The organism is Streptomyces noursei, assembly GCF_001646665.1.
Taxonomy (GTDB): domain Bacteria; phylum Actinomycetota; class Actinomycetes; order Streptomycetales; family Streptomycetaceae; genus Streptomyces; species Streptomyces lavendulocolor.
In genome coordinates this window covers 123,033-141,946 of record NZ_LWBU01000405.1, presented here as the reverse complement: position 1 = coordinate 141,946, position 18,914 = coordinate 123,033, and the positions used below count along the sequence as shown (strand labels likewise).

The window sequence follows — 18,914 nt, the reverse complement described above, 5'->3', positions numbered from 1 at the left end:
GATGTGGGGGTGTCCAGGGGGTCGAAGAGGGGGGTTAACCCCAGCGACGCGGCCGCGGCCGCTGCGTACCGTAAGGGCCATGGAAGCCCGTGACACGGAGCTCGCGAAGGAGCTCGACGCCACCCTCCACGCCCGCCGCGAACTGGGGACGGAGTACGAGCCGGCGCTCGTCGAGTCGTTCCTGGAGAAGCTGGAGCAGCGCCTGGACGCCACGGTCGACCGCCGCGTCCGCCGTCAGGTCGCCGAGCAGCGGATGGTCGTCGCCCGCGGCGGCCGGCCCGCCGCCGGTCCGGCCACGGGGGAGCACTTCGGCGAGCGCTTCGGCTTCGCCGTCATCTCACTGGTCCTCGCGATACCGCTCTCCGCGATCGGTGTGGCCAACGCGGGCCTCAAGGGCCTGGTCGTCACCTGGGCGGGCATCGTCGGCGTCAACGCGTTCCAAGCCGCGCGCAGCGCGCCCTGGCGTCACACCCGGCGCGCGGACGACGAGGACCGATAGGCGCCCGGCTTCTGCACGAGACTCTCACAACCCTCAATCCCCGGTGGAAATAGCCCCGCTATTCCGGCGTTTCCGGCGCAGGCGCGGGATGCGGCCGGTCCCCTCCCGTGGGACGCCGACATAGGATGCCGACACGAAATCGTGATCACCAGCATCGGGGGTTGGCGCCATGGGATTCGATGAGGAATGGGCCCAGTTGCGGGCCGAGGCCGCGAGCCGCCAGGAGACGTCCATGCGGCTCAACCAGTTGCCCGCCGAGCCGGGCGGCGGCGGTGCCGGTGGCGGCAAGGGCCTCGTGTCCACCCCCACCGAGAAGCGCGCGGCGGCCAACACCATCGAGACCGTCATCGTGCCGGACACGAAGAAGGCCACCGACTGGGCGGACGAGGCCACGACGGGCGCCGTCGGAGCGCTCAAGGGCTGGGAGACCGCCGCCGGCCTCAAGACGGTGCAGACGACGTGGGAGAAGCAGGTCAAGACCCTCACCGCCCGGCTGAACCGGGAGAAGGGCGCCCTGAGGGCCACCGTCACCACCCTGACCGGCGTCGACGTGGGCCGCGGCCAGGCCATCGCGAGCATCCCGTCGAACCTCAGCAAGTACTGAGCGCTCGCCGACCGCTGAGCGAGGACCGCCGAACGCCGACCGCCGTCGGCGCGTACGAGTCGCTGCCGATGCCCCGTCGCCCCTAGGGAAACAGAATGCTGACGTACCACGAAGTCATGTCCACCGACTTCGGGCCTCTCAACACCGCTGCCGACAAATGGCAGAAGATGGCCGACGAAATACACAAGGTGGAAGTCACCTACCGGGACAACGTCCAGAAGATAACCATGGGTCCGACGTGGCTCGGTGAGAGCGCGACCGCGGCACACACCAACTTCGCCGCTACGCGTTACGAGTACCAGGCCGCTCAGACCCAGGCCAAGGCGACCGCCACTCTGCTGCGCAACGCCCACCAGCAGTTCGTCGAGCTGAAGAAGCAGCTGGAGACCGCCCGCACGGACGCCATCGCGGCCGGCATGAAGGTCTCCGAACAGGGCAACGTCGCCTACGACTGGGACAAGCTGACCCCGGCCGAGCGCCAGGCGGCCCGCCACGACCCCGACCACGCCAGGACCGTGCGGGAGAGCGAGCAGTCCTGGGCCGAGTACATCAAGGCCTGCGTCAAGGCCGTCGACGACGCCGACAAGGACCTGAAGAAGGACCTGGAAGCGGTCGTCAAGGACGGCCAGGGCGGCAAGAACGACGAAACCCTGGGCACCGGGTTCAACGGTGACGCCGGGAAGGTCTCCGCCGCGGACGACCAGAAGAAGCAGGAGCGCATGGAGCTCAACGCGCTCAAGATGCGTGACGACGAGACCCTGGACGACTACCTGAAGCGCCTGCAGAAGGCGGGCATCGAGAACGTCACCGGCAGCAAGAGGGCCGCCGAACTGTTCGCCGCCGTGCAGAAGGGCACCCTCACCGCCGCCGCGTTCGCCACCGCGACGGGGACGACGCTGAAGGGCTCGTACAAGCTGTACAAGGCCCTCAAGCACGGCAAGGCGGTCACGGCGCCCGGCACCATGCTCGCGAACTTCATCAACAACCGGCTGCCCGGGGCACCGGGCAGCATGCTGAGCCGCGTTCCCCCCGGCCTGGTCACCGCCGTCACCGGCTCCGACGAAGCGGCGATGTTCGGCGGGTTCATGAAGAACAACGTCTTCCACATGCCGGCGGCCACGGAGGCCAACCTCATCAAGGTCGCCCAGAACGGCGGACTGGCGAACGCCGCCAAGGCCGCGGGCTGGATGCGCGGCGTGGGCGTGGTCGGAGGCGTGGCGGCGACGGGGTACGGCTTGGCGAACCTCGCCACGTACGACACGGAAATGATCAAGGCCAATCCCTCGAAGTTCGCCACCGACCTCACCGGCACGGCGTTCAGCGCGTCCATGACCGCCCTCACCGTGGCTCCCACCCCGGTGACGCTGGGCCTGGCCATCGGCACGGGCATCGCGTACGGCGGCGCGGTGATCTGGGAGAACCGCGAGGCCATCGGCGACGGACTCGAGAAGGCCGGAGACTGGGTCGGCGACAAGGCCTCGGACCTCGGGGACGGAATCGCCAGCGGGGCGAAGAAGCTGGGCAGCGCCCTCAACCCGTTCGACTAGCGAGGGAATCCATGCACACCATCATCAGCCCGTTCACGCTCACCCACTGGAGGGAGCGGAAGAAGGGCGAGCGGACCCAGTGGGGCTGGCAGGGCACCTCCCCGGAATTCGGCGACATCCGTGTGGTCTACCCGGCGCAGCCGCATCTCCAGGAGAAGGTCGTCACCGAGGTGAGCGGCGGCCTGATCCCCACGGCGACCTTCGAGGCGCGCGGGATCCACACGGAGGGCATGACCCGGCCCTCCCTGAACCGCGCGGTCCTCCGCCTGGGGGACGGGCACGTCCGGATGAGCCGGAACCGGTGGGGCATGACCCACCGGGGCCGGTCCCTGCACATGACCTACCTCGGGGACGGCTACCGGCTGACCGCCGTCGACCGCAACGCGTACACGCTGTCCCGGGCCGCCGACGCCGAGGACCCCGGTGTCGTCATCAGCGTGCGGCAGTCGGGCTGGGGCAAGGGCAAGCGCATGACGGTGCAGGCCGAGGGCCGGGTGCTGCACGCCGACATCGCCCTCGCGGCGCTCTTCTGCGGAGTCGACCGGTCCGTGCTCACCCGGCGGGGGGCCGTGCGGGCGGGCTTCGCCCGGGTCTTCAACCTCTGGGCCGAGTCCCAGTACTGACCGCCCGACGGCTCATGACCGGGCCCGGGGTGGGCTGCGGTGACTGACTACCAAGTGAGTGAGATATGCCTTCGTTCGACGTTTCCAGGTCACGTTTCCGGCTGGCCGACGAACACGTGGTCGTGCTGTCCGAGATGGCCGCCGGCCAGGAGGTGCCCGAGGAGTACGCGACGGCCCACAAGGAACTGGTCGAGTGCGGGCTGGTCCACCGGGACGGGAAGCTGTCCCAGCTGCTGCTGCCGCTGATGGAGACGATCCTGTCCCCCGTCGTGGTCATATCCCTGGAGGCGGGCGGGCGGCAGGGCAAGCTGCACCACGGGATGATGATCGGCCAGGACGACGTCGTCGCCCACGAGGCCTGGCCCGGACAGCCCGAGGCGGAGTACTCCCTCGTGGAGCCGAAGATGCTGGTCTGGAAGCTCGCCGACATGGTGAACCTCAAGCAGTCCCCCGCTGCCCGCGAGTCGGCGCTCCCGGCCGTCGGGACCACCGTCGGCACCGTCGAGGCGGGGCTCACCGGCCTGGAGAACCTGCCGCACGGCAGCACCGCCGAGCAGGAGCGCGAGCTCGTCGCCCGGGGCCTGGCAGCAGGCGGCGCCCTCGCCGGGCCGGAGCTGGCGCTGCTCACCGAGCTGATCTCCGAGCTGCGGTCGAGCTGGCGGATGACCGCCGCCTGGCAGTCCACGCGCGACGGCAGCCCGGGCGTCGCGGGGCGCGGCTTCGCCGTGTGGGACTGCGGGTCGCTGGGCTACTGGTTGCGGGAGCTGCCGGAGGAGCCGCTGCCCGCGGACCGGATCACGCCGGCGACCCCCTTCCGGCTCGTCCGCACGGACGCGAAGACCATCTGGACGAGGATCACCGCCCTCCTGCCCGGAGACGGCGAGATCCAGCACGCGGAAGCCCGCTAGCCGCCGGGCGACGGGCCCCCGCACCGCCCGGGGCCCCGCGGATGCCGGCACCTCGGCCCGCCCGGCTGCCCCGGGCTCAACAGGCCCGGCGGGGCGCATGCGTCCGCCCCGGCCCCGGCGGGCACAAGAGCCCGGCGGGCGGGTGGCGAGACACGGGCGCCCGCGTCTCGGGGCGGCGCGGCACGGGCGCCGCCCCGGCACAAAGGCCGGGCACCGGGAGCCGGGCACGCGGGCCCGGCGGGAGATGTGGCGCGGGGACCGCCGCACCCCCGTAGCCGGGGGGCGGGACGACGGCGGTCCCCGCGAGGGACACGGGCCCGGGTCAGGGCCGGTCTCCGCGTCCGCGGCGTAGCAGGAGGTCCGGGAGCCGCTCCGGAAGTCCGTGACGCCGACAGGGATGACAATGCCCGACGCGTGTTAAGCGCGTGCTGCCACCACATGTCGCGCTCGTACCGATTGCGCGAAGCGGCGTTCCCTCGTGGCTACTTGCCGTCCTTGGCCAGGAAGGCGAGCAGGTCCTGACGGCTCACCACACCGGTCGGCTTGCCCTCGACCAGCACGATCGCGGCGTCGGCCGAGCCCAGTACGGACATGAGGTCGGCGACCGGCTCGCCCGAGCCGACCTGGGGCAGCGGCGGGCTCATGTGCTTGTCGAGCGGGTCGTCGAGGGAGGCCCGCTTGGTGAACAGGGCGTCCAGCAGCTCGCGTTCGACGACCGAGCCGACGACCTCGGCGGCCATGACGTCGGGGTGGCCGGCGCCGGGCTTGACGATGGGCATCTGGGAGACGCCGTACTCGCGCAGGACGTCGATGGCCTCGCCGACCGTCTCCTCCGGGTGCATGTGGACGAGCTTGGGGATGTCGCCCTCCTTGTGGCGCAGGACGTCGCCCACGCTGGCGGACGGGCCGGCCTCCTCCAGGAAGCCGTAGTCCGCCATCCACTCGTCGTTGAAGATCTTCGACAGATAGCCCTTGCCGCTGTCCGGGAGGAGCACGACCACGACGTCGTCGGGGCCGAGTCCCTCGGCGACCCGGAGGGCCGCGACGACGGCCATGCCGCAGGAGCCGCCGACGAGGAGGCCCTCCTCCTTGGCGAGGCGGCGGGTCATCTGGAAGGAGTCCTTGTCCGACACGGCGACGATCTCGTCGGTGACGGTCCGGTCGTAGGCGCTGGGCCAGAAGTCCTCGCCGACGCCCTCGACCAGATAGGGGCGGCCGGAGCCGCCGGAGTAGACCGAGCCCTCGGGGTCGGCGCCGACGACGCGGACCTTGCCGCCGCTGACCTCCTTCAGGTAGCGGCCGGTGCCGGTGATGGTGCCGCCGGTGCCGACGCCCGCCACGAAGTGGGTGATCTTCCCGTCCGTCTGGTCCCACAGCTCGGGACCGGTGGTCTCGTAGTGCGAACGGGGGTTGTTCGGGTTGGAGTACTGGTCGGGCTTCCAGGCGCCCGGCGTCTCACGCACGAGGCGGTCGGAGACGTTGTAGTACGAGTCCGGGTGCTCCGGGTCCACGGCCGTGGGGCAGACGACGACCTCGGCGCCGTACGCGCGCAGCACGTTGATCTTGTCGGTCGACACCTTGTCGGGGCAGACGAAGATGCACTTGTAGCCCTTCTGCTGGGCCACGATGGCGAGGCCGACGCCCGTGTTGCCGGACGTGGGCTCGACGATCGTGCCGCCGGGCTTCAGGGCGCCGCTCTCCTCGGCCGCCTCGATCATGCGCAGGGCGATGCGGTCCTTGACCGAACCGCCGGGGTTGAAGTACTCGACCTTGGCCAGGACGGTGGCCTGCAGGCCCTCGGTCACACTGTTGAGCTTCACCAGCGGGGTATTGCCGACGAGGCTGATCATCGAGTCGTGGTATTGCACCGTAGTCTCCGGGGTCTCCGTAATGGTCCCGCCAGCGTATGCGTAGTCGGAGTCGAGTTCGGGGCAGTTAGCTCTTGTACCGAATCGAGGAGGTGGCTGTCCCTATGTCGAGGGCGAGGGTGGCCCGGCGGATTGCCGCCGGCGCGGCGTACGGGGGCGGCGGCATCGGCCTGCTGGGGGCAGCGACGGTCGGGGTGCTGCTGGCCGAGGTGCGGCTGGCGAAACGTTCGGTGGGCGGTGGGGTGGCGCCCCTCCCACCGGCGGCGGACGGGCTGTACGGCCGGGGGTACGGCGGCGGCGCCGAGGCCCTGCGGCTGGCCCTGCTGGGTGATTCGACGGCGGCGGGCCAGGGCGTGCGGCGGGCGGGCCAGACACCGGGCGCGCTGCTCGCCTCGGGGCTGGCCGCGGTCGCGGAGCGCCCGGTGGAGCTCCGGAACGTCGCGCTGCCCGGCGCCCGGTCGGACGACCTGGAGCGGCAGGTCACGCTGCTGCTGACCCATCCGGGGCGGATTCCCGACGTGTGCGTGATCATGATCGGGGCGAACGACGTGACGCACCGCATGTCCGCGACGCAGTCGGTGCGGTACCTGGCGACCGCCGTGCGCCGGCTCCGTACGGCGGGTGCGGAGGTGGTCGTGGGCACCTGCCCGGACCTGGGCACGATCGAGCCGGTGTACCAGCCGCTGCGGTGGCTGGCGCGGCGGGTGTCGCGGCAGCTGGCCGCCGCGCAGACGATCGTGGTCGTCGAGCAGGGCGGCCGGACGGTGTCGCTGGGCGACCTCCTGGGGCCGGAGTTCGCGGCGAACCCGCGGGAGATGTTCGGCGCCGACAACTACCACCCGTCGGCCGAGGGGTACGCGACGGCGGCGATGGCGGTGCTCCCGACCCTGTGCGCCGTCCTGGACCTGTGGCCGGAGCAGGACCGGCTGGAGGCGGACCGCCGGGAGGGCATGCTGCCGGTGGCCAAGGCGGCGGCCGAGGCGGTGGAGGAGGCCGGTACGGAGGTCACGGGCGCCCGCGCCCCGTGGGCGCTGCTCAAGCACCGGCGCCGTCGCCGGCTGCCCGCCGTGCAGGACCCGGCGCCCCTCCCGGACGGCCGTCCCTGACGGCCCCGCGCGGCCCCGCCGGTCCGTGGCGCCCGACGGGGTGCCCCGGGCCGGTACGCGGCCACGGGGGCGGGTCCCGGGGGCCGCGTACCGGCCCGGGGCCCGGCGGTGCCGCTGAAGCCGGCGGAGCGCCCTGTGCCGGCCCCGCGCGAGGCCGGAGGGGAGGGGTGAAACACCCCGCACCGGGAAGGAGCCGGGTGCGGGCCGGGGCCCGAGGCTGAGCGAGCGCTTAGAAATGCGGTCCGCATCACACGCCCGTCCCGATGACCTACGCGGTACGTAGGGGTAACTTCCCTCTCAGTCCTGCCCCTCGCCCCTCTGGAGCCGTGATGCCCGAAGCCGTGATCGTCTCAGCCGCCCGATCCCCCATCGGCCGGGCCTTCAAGGGCTCGCTGAAGGACCTGCGGCCGGACGACCTGACCGCCACGATCATTCAGGCCGCGCTCGCGAAGGTGCCCGAGCTCGACCCGCGCGACATCGACGACCTGATGCTCGGCTGCGGTCTGCCCGGCGGCGAGCAGGGCCACAACCTGGGCCGGATCGTCGCCGTGCAGATGGGCATGGACCACCTGCCCGGCTGCACCATCACCCGGTACTGCTCCTCGTCGCTCCAGACGTCCCGCATGGCGCTGCACGCCATCAAGGCGGGCGAGGGCGACGTCTTCATCTCCGCCGGTGTCGAGATGGTCTCCCGCTCCGTGAAGGGCACCAGCGACGGCCTGCCCGACACCCACAACCCGCTCTTCGCCGAGGCGGAGGCCCGCACCGCCGCCCGCGCGGAGCAGGAGGGCTCGGACTGGCACGACCCGCGCGAGGACGGGCAGATCCCGGACGCGTACATCGCCATGGGCCAGACCGCCGAGAACCTGGCGCGCCTCAAGGGCGTGACCCGCCAGGACATGGACGAGTTCGGCGTCCGGTCGCAGAACCTCGCCGAGGAGGCCATCAAGAACGGCTTCTGGGAGCGGGAGATCACCCCCGTCACCACGCCGGACGGCACCGTGGTGTCCAAGGACGACGGCCCGCGCGCGGGCGTGACGCTGGACGGCGTGCAGGGCCTGAAGCCGGTCTTCCGCCCCGACGGCCTGGTGACCGCCGCCAACTGCTGCCCGCTCAACGACGGCGCCGCCGCGCTGGTCATCATGAGCGACACCAAGGCGCGGGAGCTGGGTCTGACCCCGCTCGCGCGCATCGTGTCCACCGGCGTCTCGGGCCTGTCGCCCGAGATCATGGGCTACGGCCCGGTCGAGGCCAGCAAGCAGGCGCTCCGGCGCGCGGGCCTGACCATCGGCGACATCGACCTGGTCGAGATCAACGAGGCGTTCGCCGCCCAGGTCATCCCGTCCTACCGCGACCTGGACATCCCGCTGGAGAAGCTGAACGTCAACGGTGGCGCGATCGCCGTCGGCCACCCCTTCGGCATGACCGGTGCCCGCATCACCGGCACACTGATCAACAGCCTCCAGTTCCACGACAAGCAGTTCGGCCTGGAGACCATGTGCGTCGGCGGCGGCCAGGGCATGGCCATGGTCATCGAGCGGCTGAGCTGAGCCGCGCCTGCCCGCCGCGGTGGCGAAGCGGAACGCGAGCGACAGAGCGAGCGGCCGAGCTGAGCCGTAGCGGAACGTGAGCAGCAGGGGCGCGCGGCGGAGGCGAACCGTTCCGCGTCCCGGCCGTGACCGAATCTCCCCCAGGATGTGACCTATCTCCCGGGGGAGATTCGTTTTTGCAGGTCAGCCCGGAGATGGCGGTGCACCACGTGAAAAAAGACCTGTCCAATTCGTGACGTAATGCACTGACAGGGGGCGCGGGGGCACGACAAGCTGATGTAGGAAGTGCGGGGGATCGATTGAAACCGGGAGTAAGTCAGTGAGCGCCATGTCTCTCGCCCTGCTGCTGACCACGGCCACCGCCACGGCCGTGGGCGCCGCTGCCCTGCACGCCGCCCACGGGCTGCGCAAGCAGGTCACCGCGCTGCGCACGGAGCTCGCCGCGAACACCGCCGGACGCACGCCGTCCGTGCCCCATGCCCGCACCACCGAGGACATACGCACGGCCGTGGCCGAAGCCCTCGCCGAGGAGCGGGAGCGCGAGCTGGCCGAGGCGCGGGCCTTCTGGGCCGCGCAGGAGGCACGGGACGCCGGCGACGGCCCCGGCACCCTCCTCGGCGGACTCGGCGGGCTGTCCGGCCACCCGGCGCCCGGCACCGGTGAGGACGGGCCGTTCTTCGTGCCGCGCCAGGCGGACTTCGCGGGCCTGGAGGCGATGGACGCGATGGAGCTGGGCGCCGAGTACGCGGAGTACGGCGACGGGCTGGACGACCTCGACGCCCTCGCCGAGCTGCCCGACATTCCCGGCATCACCGACAACGCCCACCCCGAGGACTCCCCCGAGCTGGCCGCCGCCCGCCGCCGGCACCCCTCGCACCCCGACTTCGTCCCGGTCCAGACGCCCGTCGTCACCGACCACGAGCGCACCGTGGCCCGCCTGGAGGAGCTCGCCGAGACGCGCACGGCGCTCACCGACGTACGGCCCGGCCCCCTGGGCACGCTGGACGTGTACGTCTTCGCCGACGGCACCACCCTGTGCATGACCCCCGGCCACCGGGAGACCGCCGAGCGCCTCGCGGACGCGCTGCGCGACGGCAGGACCCCCGTCCTGCTGGGCGGTTCCGGGGTCTCCGGCGCGTACGCGCTGACGTTCTCGTGCGACAGCGGCGCCGACGCCGAGAACGTCTACATCCTGGCGGACCGCGTCATAGCGTCGCTGTAGCCGCCGCCCGCCGCACCGCCGCCACGGCCTCGTCCAGTTCCCGCTCCGGCAGGGAGCCGGCCGGGGCCGTCCGCAGGATCTCCGCCAAATCGTTGCCGGCCACCATCAGCTGGTCCGCGACCGAGAACACCCCGGCGTCCGGCATGGTCCGCGGCGGCGCGTCCGGGGCCTCCAGGCGCTGCGCCCGCACCGCCAAGTCCCTGGCCAGGGCCAGTCCCGCGGCCGCCGCACCCCGTTGCAGCCGGCTCTGCGGCGCGGCCCGCAGCCGGTCGGCGAGGCGGTCGACGGCGGCGGTCAGTTCTGTCGTATCGAGCACGCCGCGACCCTATGCGCCGGGGCGGGACTGTTGCCAACGGGCGAACGCTCAGGCACGGTGACGTGAAGCAGCACACGCGCAAAGCGTCCGGAGGCGCCGATGTCCCAAGTCTTCTCCGAAGAGACCCATCGCAACCTGCTCTCCCGCATTCCCCACTGCACGGGCCGGCAAGTGTCCGAGTGGCTCCGCACCGTCGAGGAAGGCCCCTCCCTCCTCCGCTTCGAGGAGAAGGTCAGCTGGCTCCGGGGCGAGCACGACCTCAGCTACGGACACGCCAAGGCGATCATCCACGAGTACGACCTGCGGCGGGCCGCCCGCAAGCTGCTCTGACCGCACCGGCGGGCCACGCCGAAGGGCCCGTCCGGCGGTCGCCGGACGGGCCCTTCGTACGCTCACGGCCGTGGGCTCGCGCCCGGGCGGCCGACGCGTCAGTCGTCGCCCTGGAGGATCGACAGCAGCCGCAGGAACTCCAGGTAGATCCACACCAGCGTCATGGTGAGACCGAAGGCCGCCAGCCACGACTCCTCGCGCGGAGCGCCGTAGGCGATGCCGTCCTCGACCTGCTTGAAGTCCAGGGCCAGGAAGCACGCGCCGAGGATGATGCCGATGACACCGAACAGGATGCCGAGGCCACCGCTGCGGAAGCCGAGGCCGTCACCGCCGCCGAACAGGGCGAACAGCGCGTTCACCGCCATCAGCAGGATGAAGCCCAGGGCGGCCGCCATCACGAAGCCGTAGAAACGGCGGGTGACGCGGATCCAGCGCATCTTGTAGGCGATCAGCACGCCGGCGAAGACCGCCATGGTGCCCAGCACCGCCTGCGGGACGACGCCGGGAGAGACGTACGTCGAGACGGCGTTGGAGATCACGCCGAGGAAGACGCCCTCGAACGCCGCGTACAGCAGGATCAGCGCCGGGGACGCCTTGCGCTTGAAGCTCTGGATCATGGCGAAGACGAAGGCCACGAGGGCCGCGCCGATGCCGATGCCGTACGACTTGTTGAGGTTCTCGGGGTCGACCGGCAGCAGGAACCAGGCGAGCGCGGCGGTGACGAAGACCGTGCCGAGCGTCATCGCGGTGCGGGACACCACGTCGTCGATGGTCATCGCGCCCGCGCGCACCGGGGCCTGCGTGGGCGCGCCGAGCTGTGCGTCCTGCGCGTACGGGTTGGTCGCGTACGGGTTCGTCGCGTACGGGGTGGTTCCAGCGGCGGGGCCCCCGGCCTGCGGCTGCTGCGCGTTGAAGCCCGCATAGCCGTTGTCGCGGCTGAACCCCCGTCGCGAGAAGACCGGGTTGCTGCTCCTCATCTCACTCCTCCATGGCCGCCGTGCGCGGCCTTGAGAACAAGAGTAATGGGCAAGCAAAAGAAACACCCTAGTGCTCGGGGAGGATCTTTCCCTCCTGTCACACTGGTCCGTGGCTGAATCCTGCCGGTCGTCCGGTTTTTTGTGGGACCGCTCCCGTGATGGGGGTCGGGAGTGCCCGGAACCGGACTCGAACCGGTACGGCCCGAAGGCCAGCGAGGTTTAAGCTCGCCGTGTCTGCATTCCACCATCCGGGCGTTACCCCGCGGCTCCGCGTTGGCACATGAGCCTATCGGGGCGCGTCCCCCGAACAGCGGAACGGTGGCCCGATGTTGTCTTATTTTATTGACGTCTGAGGGTGCGTCAGTGCTGGTGGGCGGTGTTCCCCGGCAGACTGCCGGGGGTCGCAGCCGCAAAAACGTACGCAAAGGAATGACGGAAAGTCGCTGCCCCGTGTCACCCGGTCGGTGACCCCGGGGCGGGAGTCAGGGGTCCCGTCATACCTCAGGAGGAGCCGGAGGCCTCCCGGTCCGACTCCAGGCGGCCCCGGGAACGGGCACCCGGAGGGACGCCCGGCGGGGTGGCGGGCCGTGACGATGGAGGGGTCCTCGAAGAACAGTCCTCGACAGGAGCCCCCTCGTGACCACCACCCCCACCGCTTACCGCTCCACCGCGGTAGCCGCTCGCGCCATGGATCTGTCCAAGGTCTACGGACAGGGCGAGACCCAGGTGGTCGCCCTCGACCAGGTCACCGTGGACTTCCACCAGGGAGAGTTCACGGCGATCATGGGCCCCTCGGGCTCCGGCAAGTCGACGCTGATGCACTGCGTCGCCGGGCTCGACACCTTCAGCGGCGGTTCGGTCCGCATCGGCGACACCGAGCTGGGCTCCCTCAAGGACAAGCAGCTCACCCAGCTGCGGCGGGACAAGATCGGGTTCATATTCCAGGCGTTCAACCTGCTCCCCACGCTGACCGCCCAGGAGAACATCACCCTCCCCATGGACATCGCGGGCCGCAAGCCCGACAAGGAGTGGGTGCGCAGGGTCATCGACATGGTGGGCCTGTCCGGCCGGCTGGGCCACCGGCCCGCGCAGCTCTCCGGCGGCCAGCAGCAGCGCGTCGCCGTGGCCCGCGCGCTGGCCTCCCGGCCCGAGATCATCTTCGGTGACGAGCCCACCGGGAACCTCGACTCCCGCTCCGGCGCCGAGGTGCTGGGCTTCCTGCGCAATTCCGTGCGCGAACTGGGCCAGACCGTCGTCATGGTCACCCACGACCCGGTGGCCGCCTCCTACGCCGACCGGGTGATCTTCCTGGCGGACGGCCGCATCGTCGACGAGATGCTGCGCCCGACGGCGGACGGCGTGCTCGACCGCATGAAGGAGTTCGACGCCAAGGGCCGCACGAGCTGACGCCCGCCGGGGCGGCCGCCCCGGCCCGACCCGGACTCCCCGGCCCGACCCGGACGCGCTCCGGCCCCCGCCGATCCCTCTTCACCCCAGGACTCACACCTCATGTTCCGTACCGCCTTGCGCAATGTGCTCGCGCACAAGGCCAGGCTGCTGATGACCGTGCTCGCCGTCATGCTCGGCGTCGCGTTCGTCTCCGGCACCCTGGTCTTCACCGACACCCTGTCCAGCGCCTTCCGCAACCAGTCGGCCAAGAGCTACGACAACGTCGCGGTCGCCGTCACCTCCTACGCCGACGCCGACGACGCCGAGCAGGAGCCCGGCCTCTCCCAGCGGACCGTCGACAGGATCGGGAAGCTGGACGGGGTCGCCTCCGTCACCGGACGGGTGGACGGCTTCGCCGGGGTCGCCGACCCCGACGGCAAGCTGATCGGCGTCGGCTGGTCCAACAAGGGCGCCAACTTCGCGCCCGGCAAGGACGGCAAGGACCCGGCCTACGTCTTCACCGAGGGCTCAGGCCCGGTGCGGGACGACCAGATCGCCCTCGACAAGGACACCGCCGCCAAGGGCCGGTACGAGGTCGGCGAGAAGGTCCGCGTCGCCACCAACGGGCCGGTCCGGGAGTTCACCCTGGCCGGTGTCTTCACCACCGACGACGGCGCCGTCAGCGCGGGCGGCAGCCTGGTGCTGTTCGACACCTCCGTCGCCCAGGCGCTGTACCTGAAGCCCGGGTACTACACGAACGTGACCGTCACCGCCGCGCCCGGCGCCGACGACACCCGGATCCTGGCCGCGGTGAAGCCGCTGATCCCGGAGAGCGCCCAGGCCCAGACCGGTGCCGCCCTCGCCGACGAGCAGGCGAAGTCGATCGAGGAGGCGATGAGCGGCCTCAACCAGATGCTGCTGGGCTTCGCCGGCATCGCGCTCTTCGTCGGCGTCTTCCTGATCTCCAACACCTTCACCATGCTGGTCGCCCAGCGCACCAAGGAACTCGCGCTGATGCGCGCCGTCGGCGCCTCCCGCAAGCAGATCACCCGCTCGGTGCTCGCCGAGGCCGGTGTGGTCGGCCTGATCGCCTCCGTGGTCGGCTTCGCCCTCGGCATCGGCCTGGCGGCCGGCCTGCGCTCCGGCATGGCGGCGTTCGGCATGAAGGTCCCCGAGGGGTCGCTCGTCATCGGCACGACCCCGCTGCTGGCCGCCCTGGGCGTCGGCGTCCTGATCACGATGTTCGCCGCCTGGCTGCCCGGCCGCCGCGCCGCGAAGATCCCGCCGGTCGCCGCGATGAGCAGCGTCCACGCGATCGCCACGACCAAGTCCCTGGTGGTCCGCAACTCCATCGGCGGCTTCCTCACCGCCGCCGGCGCCGCGCTGATCGTGGCCGGTGCCGCGGCCGGCTCCGACGGCCGGTGGACCATCGCCGGCGGCGCGTTCCTGGCCCTGGTCGGCGTGATCGTGCTGATCCCGCTGCTGTCCCGCCCGGTCATCGCCCTGGTGCGGCCACTGATCGTCCGTGCCTTCGGGGTCTCCGGCAAGCTGGCCGCCCAGAACGCGGTCCGCAACCCGCGCCGCACCGGCGCCACCGCCTCCGCGCTGGCCATCGGCCTGACGCTGGTCACCGGCCTGTCGGTGCTGGGCGTCACGGTCGGCACGGCGCTGGACAAGATGACCACCGACCAGATCAAGGCCGACTACATGGTCGTCATGGCCAGCGGCGGCGACCTCGACAAGTCCGCGCTGACCGCGCTGGAGAAGGCCCCGGGCGTCGCGGCGGTCTCGCCGCAGCAGGCCGCCTATTTCCAGCTCAAGGGCGAGTACGTCTCCGCCTCGGCCATCACGCCCGGCGACATCGAGCGGGTCCTCAAGGTCGAGGTGGTCAACGGCTCCCTGGACACGCTCGGCAAGGGGCGGATCGCCGTCGCCGAGAAGACCGCCGACAAGCAGGGCTGGAAGGTCGGGGACACCCTGCCGGTCGTCTTCGGTGACGAGAAGAAGGGCTCGCTGACGGTCGGCGCGGTCTACAAGGACACCGAGTTCCTCTCGCCGGTGCTGGTGGACACCGAGGTGGTCGCCCCGCACCAGGCGAAGCCGTTCATCCCGCAGATCTTCGTGACCATGGACGGCGGCCAGACCGCGGCCAACGAGAAGGCGCTGGTCGACGCCCTGGGCGACAACCCGGCGATCAACGTCATGGACAAGCAGGACATCCGCGACGAGTTCGGCGGCATGATCAACATGATGTTGAACATCATGTACGGCCTGCTGGCGATGGCCCTGATCATCGCGGTGCTCGGTGTCGTCAACACCCTGGCGATGTCGGTCTTCGAGCGGCAGCAGGAGATCGGCATGCTGCGGGCGATCGGCCTGGACCGGCGCCGGGTGAAGCGGATGGTGCGGCTGGAGGCCGTGGTCATCTCGGTCTTCGGCGCGGTGGTCGGCATCGGCCTCGGCTCGTTCCTGGGCTGGGCGATCGGCCAGACCATCAAGTCGGAGCTGCCCGGCTACGCGCTGGTCATCCCCTGGGACCGGATCGGGATCTTCCTGGTGCTCGCCGCCCTGGTGGGCGTCCTGGCCGCGATGTGGCCGGCGCGCAGCGCGGCGCGGCTGAACATGCTGAACGCCATCAAGGCCGAGTAGCCCCCCACGGAAGCGACAGGGCCGGGTTCCCGTACACCGGGAGCCCGGCCCCGTCGTGTCAGCCTTCGCCGCGCTCGTGCCACACCCTCGGCCGCAGCGGCAGGCCAGAGGCGCCGTCGTCGGGCGTCCGCACGGCGAGGACCTGGTTGACGCCGATGCGGTTGCGCTCGAAGGAGACGGCGGAGGCGGCCATGTACAGGCGCCACACCCTGACCCGGCCGGGGGAGGTGAGCCGCTCGGCCTCGGCCCGGTGGTCCTCCAGGTTGGCCACCCACCGCCGCAGGGTGAGGGCGTAGTGCTCGCGGATGGCCTCGACGTCGCGCACCTCGAACCCGGCGTCCTCCAGGGTGCCGACGGTGCGGCCGAGGGGCGCGAGCTCACCGTCGGGGAAGACGTACCGGTCGATGAAGTCGTCGACCCGGTAGGCGGCCTCGTCCTTCTCGGGGCGGCGGGAGATCTGGTGGTTCAGGAGCCGGCCGCCGGGCCCGAGCAGGGCGTGCAGGTGGTCGGCGTACTCGCGGTAGCGGACCCGGCCGACGTGCTCGGCCATCCCGACCGACGAAACGGCGTCGTACGGACCGTCCCTGACGTCCCGGTAGTCCTGGACCCGGATCTCGACCAGGTCGGTCAGGCCCTCGTCGGCGACCCGCTTGCGGGCGTAGGCGGCCTGCTCGGTGGAGAGGGTGACGCCGACGACCCGGGCGCCGTACGCGCGGGCGGCGTGGACGGCGAGGGAGCCCCAGCCGCAGCCCACGTCGAGCAGCCGGTCGCCCGCCCTCAGGGCGAGCTTGCGGCAGATGAGGTCGAGCTTGGCGGTCTGGGCCTCTTCGAGGGTGCCGTCCTCGGTCCAGTAGGCGCACGAGTAGACCATGGACGGCCCGAGGACCAGCTCGTAGAAGTCGTTGCCGACGTCGTAGTGGTGGCTGACGGCCGCCCTGTCGCGCCGCTTGGTGTGCAGCGGGCCGGTGCGGAGCCGGACCTCCTCGGCGGGCGGGCGGGGCGGCGGGAGGGGGCCGGCGAGCCGGAGCAGGGTGCGGGCGGCGGACCGCAGCCGCGGGTCGCCCGCGGCACGGGCGGCCCGCACGGCACGGGCCGCGGGCGTCGCGGCACCGTCGCCGCCCCGTTCCCAGAGGAGGCCGGCGAGCCGGTCGAGGGCGTCGTACAGGTCGCCCTCCACGTCGAGCTCCCCGGCGACCCACGCCCGGGCGAGCCCCAGCTCCCCCGGCTTCCACAGCAGCCGCCGCAGCGCCCTGCGGCTGCGCAGGACGAGGACGGGCGCACCCGGCGGCCCCGCCTCGCTGCCGTCCCAGGCGCGGATCGCGACCGGCAGCGGAACGCCCAGCAGGTCCTCGGCGAGCGCGGTGAGCCGCGACGCGGTGTCGGCCATGGTGCACACCTCCGTTATGAGGAGTACCGGAAAGGCTCAGCACCACGAAAACACCGGGAGCCGGTGGATGCAGTCCCGGGGCGGGGCAAGCCACGGCAAAAAACGCGCCGTCCCCCCGCGACGCGTCCTCTGACGCCCCGTCAGTCCGCCGGAGCCTCCCCGCCCCGCGGCCGCCCGGGCACGCGGAAGGGGCCGCCTGCACCACGGATGGCAGGCGGCCCCTCCACGAGGTGACCTCGAGGACGTGCCCGGGTCAGGAGGCCTTGGCCTTCTCCGGCTTCGACGCCGCGGGCGCGGCCGGGGCCGGCTTGGCGGCCTCGTAGAACTCCTCGCGCGGCGACTCGATGGCGCCGAGCGAGACGACCTCGCGCTTGAGGAACATCGCGAGCGTCCAGTCCGCGAAGACGCGGATCTTGCGGTTCCAGGTCGGCATCGCCATGCCGTGGTAGCCGCGGTGCATGTACCAGGCGAGACGGCCCTTGAGCTTGATCTTCACCTTGCCCATGACGATCATCGCGACGCCCTTGTGCAGGCCGAGACCGGCGACCGCACCCTTGTTGGCGTGGCTGTACTCCTTCTGCGGGAAGCCCCGCATGCCGGAGATCACGTTGTCGCCGAGGACCTTGGCCTGGCGCAGCGCGTGCTGGGCGTTCGGCGGGCACCAGGCGTTCGGGTTGCCGGCCTTGCGGCCGACCATGTCCGGGACCTGGGCGTTGTCGCCGGCGGCCCAGATGTAGTCGGTGCCGGTCACCTGGAGGGTGGCGTCACAGTCCACGTGGCCGCGCGGGCCCAGCGGCAGCCCGAAGCGGGCGAGCGCCGGGTTCGGCTTGACGCCGGCGGTCCAGACGATGGTGTTGGAGTCGACCTCGAGGCCGTTCTTCAGCACCACGTGGCCGTCGACGCAGGAGTCCATGGACGTCGAGAGGTAGACCTCGACCCCGCGGCCCTCCAGGTGCTCCTTGCCGTACTTGCCGAGCTTGGGGCCGACCTCGGGGAGGATCTTGTCCGCGGCGTCCACCAGGATGAAGCGCATGTCCTCGCGCTTCACGTTCTTGTAGTACTTGGCGGCGTCCCGGGCCAGGTCCTCGACCTCGCCGATGGTCTCCGCGCCGGCGAAGCCGCCGCCCACGAAGACGAAGGTCAGCGCCTTGCGGCGGACCTCCTCATCGGTCGTCGAGTCGGCCTTGTCGAGCTGCTCGAGGACGTGGTTGCGCAGGCCGATGGCCTCCTCGATGCCCTTCATGCCGATGCCCTGCTCGGCGAGGCCGGGGATCGGGAAGGTGCGGGAGACCGCGCCCATCGCGATGACCAGGTAGTCGAAGGGCAGCTCGTACGACTCGCCGACGAGCGGCGCGATCGTGGCGACCTTGCGGTCCTGGTCGATGGTGGTGACCCGGCCGGTGAGTACCTCGGCCTTGGGCAGCACGCGTCGCAGCGGGACGACGACGTGCCGGGGCGAGATGCTGCCGGCGGCGGCTTCGGGCAGGAAGGGCTGGTAGGTCATGTACGACCGGGGGTCGACGACCGTGACGGTCGCCTCGCCGTAGCGCATCTTCTTGAGGATGCGCCGAGCTGCGTACAGGCCTACGTACCCACCGCCTACTACGAGGATCCTGGGACGCTCCGTGGTGCTCATGCCATCGAGTATCCACCCGGTCGAGGGGGGTCGCTCGTGCGCCCCTTCACAAGCTCCTGGGAGACCTCTGCTACACTGCGCGGCCCGCGTGACCGAGGTCATGGCGCCGGAGGGGAACCACGGTGTAACGGAAGACGTTGTTCACCCCCGTTGAACTGCGACAGCGAGCACCTTTTAACCGTGGACCGCCATCCGAGTTCACACCTGCGAAACATAGACGGGGGTGGCTTCCCGGCCTGCGAAAGGGCCCCGAAGGGGGCTTCGGAGGCCCTCGGGCGGCTCCGTGACCCCCCTCAGGGCCCT

At 71.4% G+C, this 18,914-nt stretch carries 16 protein-coding genes and 1 tRNA gene; 11 read left to right on the top strand and 6 right to left on the bottom strand.

The features are described 5' to 3' along the window. Positions 1-79 precede the first annotated feature (79 nt). The 5 genes from A4V12_RS33630 to A4V12_RS33610 all read left to right on the top strand — a co-directional run bounded on the left by A4V12_RS33630 (position 80) and on the right by A4V12_RS33610 (position 4,181). The gene (locus tag A4V12_RS33630; protein WP_064073289.1) at positions 80-499 is read left to right on the top strand and encodes a hypothetical protein; all 420 of its coding nucleotides are present in this window, start codon (positions 80-82) and stop codon (positions 497-499) included. Positions 500-668: 169 nt separating this feature from the next. Beyond that, positions 669-1,103: a hypothetical protein gene (locus tag A4V12_RS33625; RefSeq protein WP_159028990.1), complete on the top strand. Its 435-nt coding sequence runs from the start codon at positions 669-671 to the stop codon at positions 1,101-1,103. Positions 1,104-1,198: 95 nt separating this feature from the next. Next, positions 1,199-2,650, top strand: coding sequence for a hypothetical protein (locus A4V12_RS33620; RefSeq protein WP_064073288.1), 1,452 nt, complete (start codon positions 1,199-1,201; stop codon positions 2,648-2,650). A gap of 11 nt (positions 2,651-2,661) precedes the next feature. After that, a complete protein-coding gene (locus tag A4V12_RS33615) occupies positions 2,662-3,273 on the top strand; it encodes a hypothetical protein (protein ID WP_064073287.1) in 612 nt (203 codons plus the stop codon). A 65-nt stretch (positions 3,274-3,338) separates the two neighbouring features. Further along, positions 3,339-4,181 carry a hypothetical protein gene (locus A4V12_RS33610; protein WP_064073286.1) on the top strand — a complete coding sequence of 281 codons (843 nt, stop codon included), beginning with the start codon at positions 3,339-3,341 and terminating at the stop codon, positions 4,179-4,181. A 482-nt stretch (positions 4,182-4,663) separates the two neighbouring features. On the opposite strand, the gene A4V12_RS33605 is transcribed toward A4V12_RS33610, so the two are convergent. Beyond that, positions 4,664-6,049, bottom strand: coding sequence for a cystathionine beta-synthase (locus A4V12_RS33605; RefSeq protein ID WP_064073285.1), 1,386 nt, complete (start codon positions 6,047-6,049; stop codon positions 4,664-4,666). Positions 6,050-6,168: 119 nt separating this feature from the next. Between A4V12_RS33605 and A4V12_RS33600 the strand changes: the two genes are divergently transcribed. The 3 genes from A4V12_RS33600 to A4V12_RS33590 all read left to right on the top strand — a co-directional run bounded on the left by A4V12_RS33600 (position 6,169) and on the right by A4V12_RS33590 (position 9,927). After that, complete coding sequence (locus A4V12_RS33600) at positions 6,169-7,155, top strand: SGNH/GDSL hydrolase family protein (RefSeq protein ID WP_064073284.1); 987 nt, start codon at positions 6,169-6,171, stop codon at positions 7,153-7,155. Positions 7,156-7,484: 329 nt separating this feature from the next. Then, on the top strand, positions 7,485-8,705 hold the full coding sequence (locus A4V12_RS33595; RefSeq protein WP_064073283.1) for an acetyl-CoA C-acetyltransferase: 1,221 nt from the start codon (positions 7,485-7,487) through the stop codon (positions 8,703-8,705). A gap of 328 nt (positions 8,706-9,033) precedes the next feature. Then, positions 9,034-9,927 (top strand): hypothetical protein, encoded by an 894-nt coding sequence (locus tag A4V12_RS33590; protein ID WP_079137576.1) that lies wholly within the window; start codon positions 9,034-9,036, stop codon positions 9,925-9,927. On the opposite strand, the gene A4V12_RS33585 is transcribed toward A4V12_RS33590, so the two are convergent. Continuing rightward, on the bottom strand, positions 9,911-10,243 hold the full coding sequence (locus A4V12_RS33585) for a hypothetical protein (protein ID WP_064073281.1): 333 nt from the start codon (positions 10,241-10,243) through the stop codon (positions 9,911-9,913). The genes A4V12_RS33590 and A4V12_RS33585 overlap by 17 nt on opposite strands. Positions 10,244-10,342: 99 nt before the next feature. Between A4V12_RS33585 and A4V12_RS33580 the strand changes: the two genes are divergently transcribed. Further along, a complete protein-coding gene (locus A4V12_RS33580) occupies positions 10,343-10,573 on the top strand; it encodes a DUF4287 domain-containing protein (RefSeq protein ID WP_064073280.1) in 231 nt (76 codons plus the stop codon). A gap of 98 nt (positions 10,574-10,671) precedes the next feature. Here A4V12_RS33580 and A4V12_RS33575 read toward each other — a convergent pair whose 3' ends face one another. Together A4V12_RS33575 and A4V12_RS33570 are read right to left on the bottom strand one after the other, a co-directional pair. Next, positions 10,672-11,550, bottom strand: a complete 879-nt coding sequence (locus A4V12_RS33575) for a Bax inhibitor-1/YccA family protein (protein WP_064073279.1) — start codon at positions 11,548-11,550, stop codon at positions 10,672-10,674. A 172-nt stretch (positions 11,551-11,722) separates the two neighbouring features. After that, a tRNA-Leu gene (locus tag A4V12_RS33570) sits at positions 11,723-11,804 on the bottom strand. Positions 11,805-12,186: 382 nt separating this feature from the next. On the opposite strand from A4V12_RS33570, the gene A4V12_RS33565 reads away from it, so the two are divergent. Beyond that, a complete protein-coding gene (locus A4V12_RS33565; protein WP_064073278.1) occupies positions 12,187-12,957 on the top strand; it encodes an ABC transporter ATP-binding protein in 771 nt (256 codons plus the stop codon). 102 nt (positions 12,958-13,059) lie between these two features. Continuing rightward, on the top strand, positions 13,060-15,588 hold the full coding sequence (locus A4V12_RS33560) for an ABC transporter permease (protein ID WP_064073277.1): 2,529 nt from the start codon (positions 13,060-13,062) through the stop codon (positions 15,586-15,588). A 58-nt stretch (positions 15,589-15,646) separates the two neighbouring features. Here A4V12_RS33560 and A4V12_RS33555 read toward each other — a convergent pair whose 3' ends face one another. Further along, complete coding sequence (locus A4V12_RS33555) at positions 15,647-16,975, bottom strand: SAM-dependent methyltransferase (RefSeq protein ID WP_064073276.1); 1,329 nt, start codon at positions 16,973-16,975, stop codon at positions 15,647-15,649. Positions 16,976-17,228: 253 nt separating this feature from the next. Beyond that, positions 17,229-18,611: an NAD(P)/FAD-dependent oxidoreductase gene (locus tag A4V12_RS33550; protein ID WP_079137564.1), complete on the bottom strand. Its 1,383-nt coding sequence runs from the start codon at positions 18,609-18,611 to the stop codon at positions 17,229-17,231. Positions 18,612-18,914: the final 303 nt, after the last annotated feature.

Excerpts from the sequence above, each read along its gene's own strand:
- A4V12_RS33630 (WP_064073289.1), top strand. The coding sequence starts at position 80 with ATGGAAGCCCGTGACACGGAGCTCGCGAAGGAGCTCGACGCCACCCTC.
- A4V12_RS33625 (WP_159028990.1), top strand. The coding sequence starts at position 669 with ATGGGATTCGATGAGGAATGGGCCCAGTTGCGGGCCGAGGCCGCGAGC.
- A4V12_RS33620 (WP_064073288.1), top strand. The coding sequence starts at position 1,199 with ATGCTGACGTACCACGAAGTCATGTCCACCGACTTCGGGCCTCTCAAC.
- A4V12_RS33615 (WP_064073287.1), top strand. The coding sequence starts at position 2,662 with ATGCACACCATCATCAGCCCGTTCACGCTCACCCACTGGAGGGAGCGG.
- A4V12_RS33610 (WP_064073286.1), top strand. The coding sequence starts at position 3,339 with ATGCCTTCGTTCGACGTTTCCAGGTCACGTTTCCGGCTGGCCGACGAA.
- A4V12_RS33595 (WP_064073283.1), top strand. The coding sequence starts at position 7,485 with ATGCCCGAAGCCGTGATCGTCTCAGCCGCCCGATCCCCCATCGGCCGG.
- A4V12_RS33590 (WP_079137576.1), top strand. The coding sequence starts at position 9,034 with ATGTCTCTCGCCCTGCTGCTGACCACGGCCACCGCCACGGCCGTGGGC.
- A4V12_RS33580 (WP_064073280.1), top strand. The coding sequence starts at position 10,343 with ATGTCCCAAGTCTTCTCCGAAGAGACCCATCGCAACCTGCTCTCCCGC.
- A4V12_RS33575 (WP_064073279.1), bottom strand. The coding sequence starts at position 11,550 with ATGAGGAGCAGCAACCCGGTCTTCTCGCGACGGGGGTTCAGCCGCGAC.
- A4V12_RS33560 (WP_064073277.1), top strand. The coding sequence starts at position 13,060 with ATGTTCCGTACCGCCTTGCGCAATGTGCTCGCGCACAAGGCCAGGCTG.
- A4V12_RS33555 (WP_064073276.1), bottom strand. The coding sequence starts at position 16,975 with ATGGCCGACACCGCGTCGCGGCTCACCGCGCTCGCCGAGGACCTGCTG.
- A4V12_RS33550 (WP_079137564.1), bottom strand. The coding sequence starts at position 18,611 with ATGAGCACCACGGAGCGTCCCAGGATCCTCGTAGTAGGCGGTGGGTAC.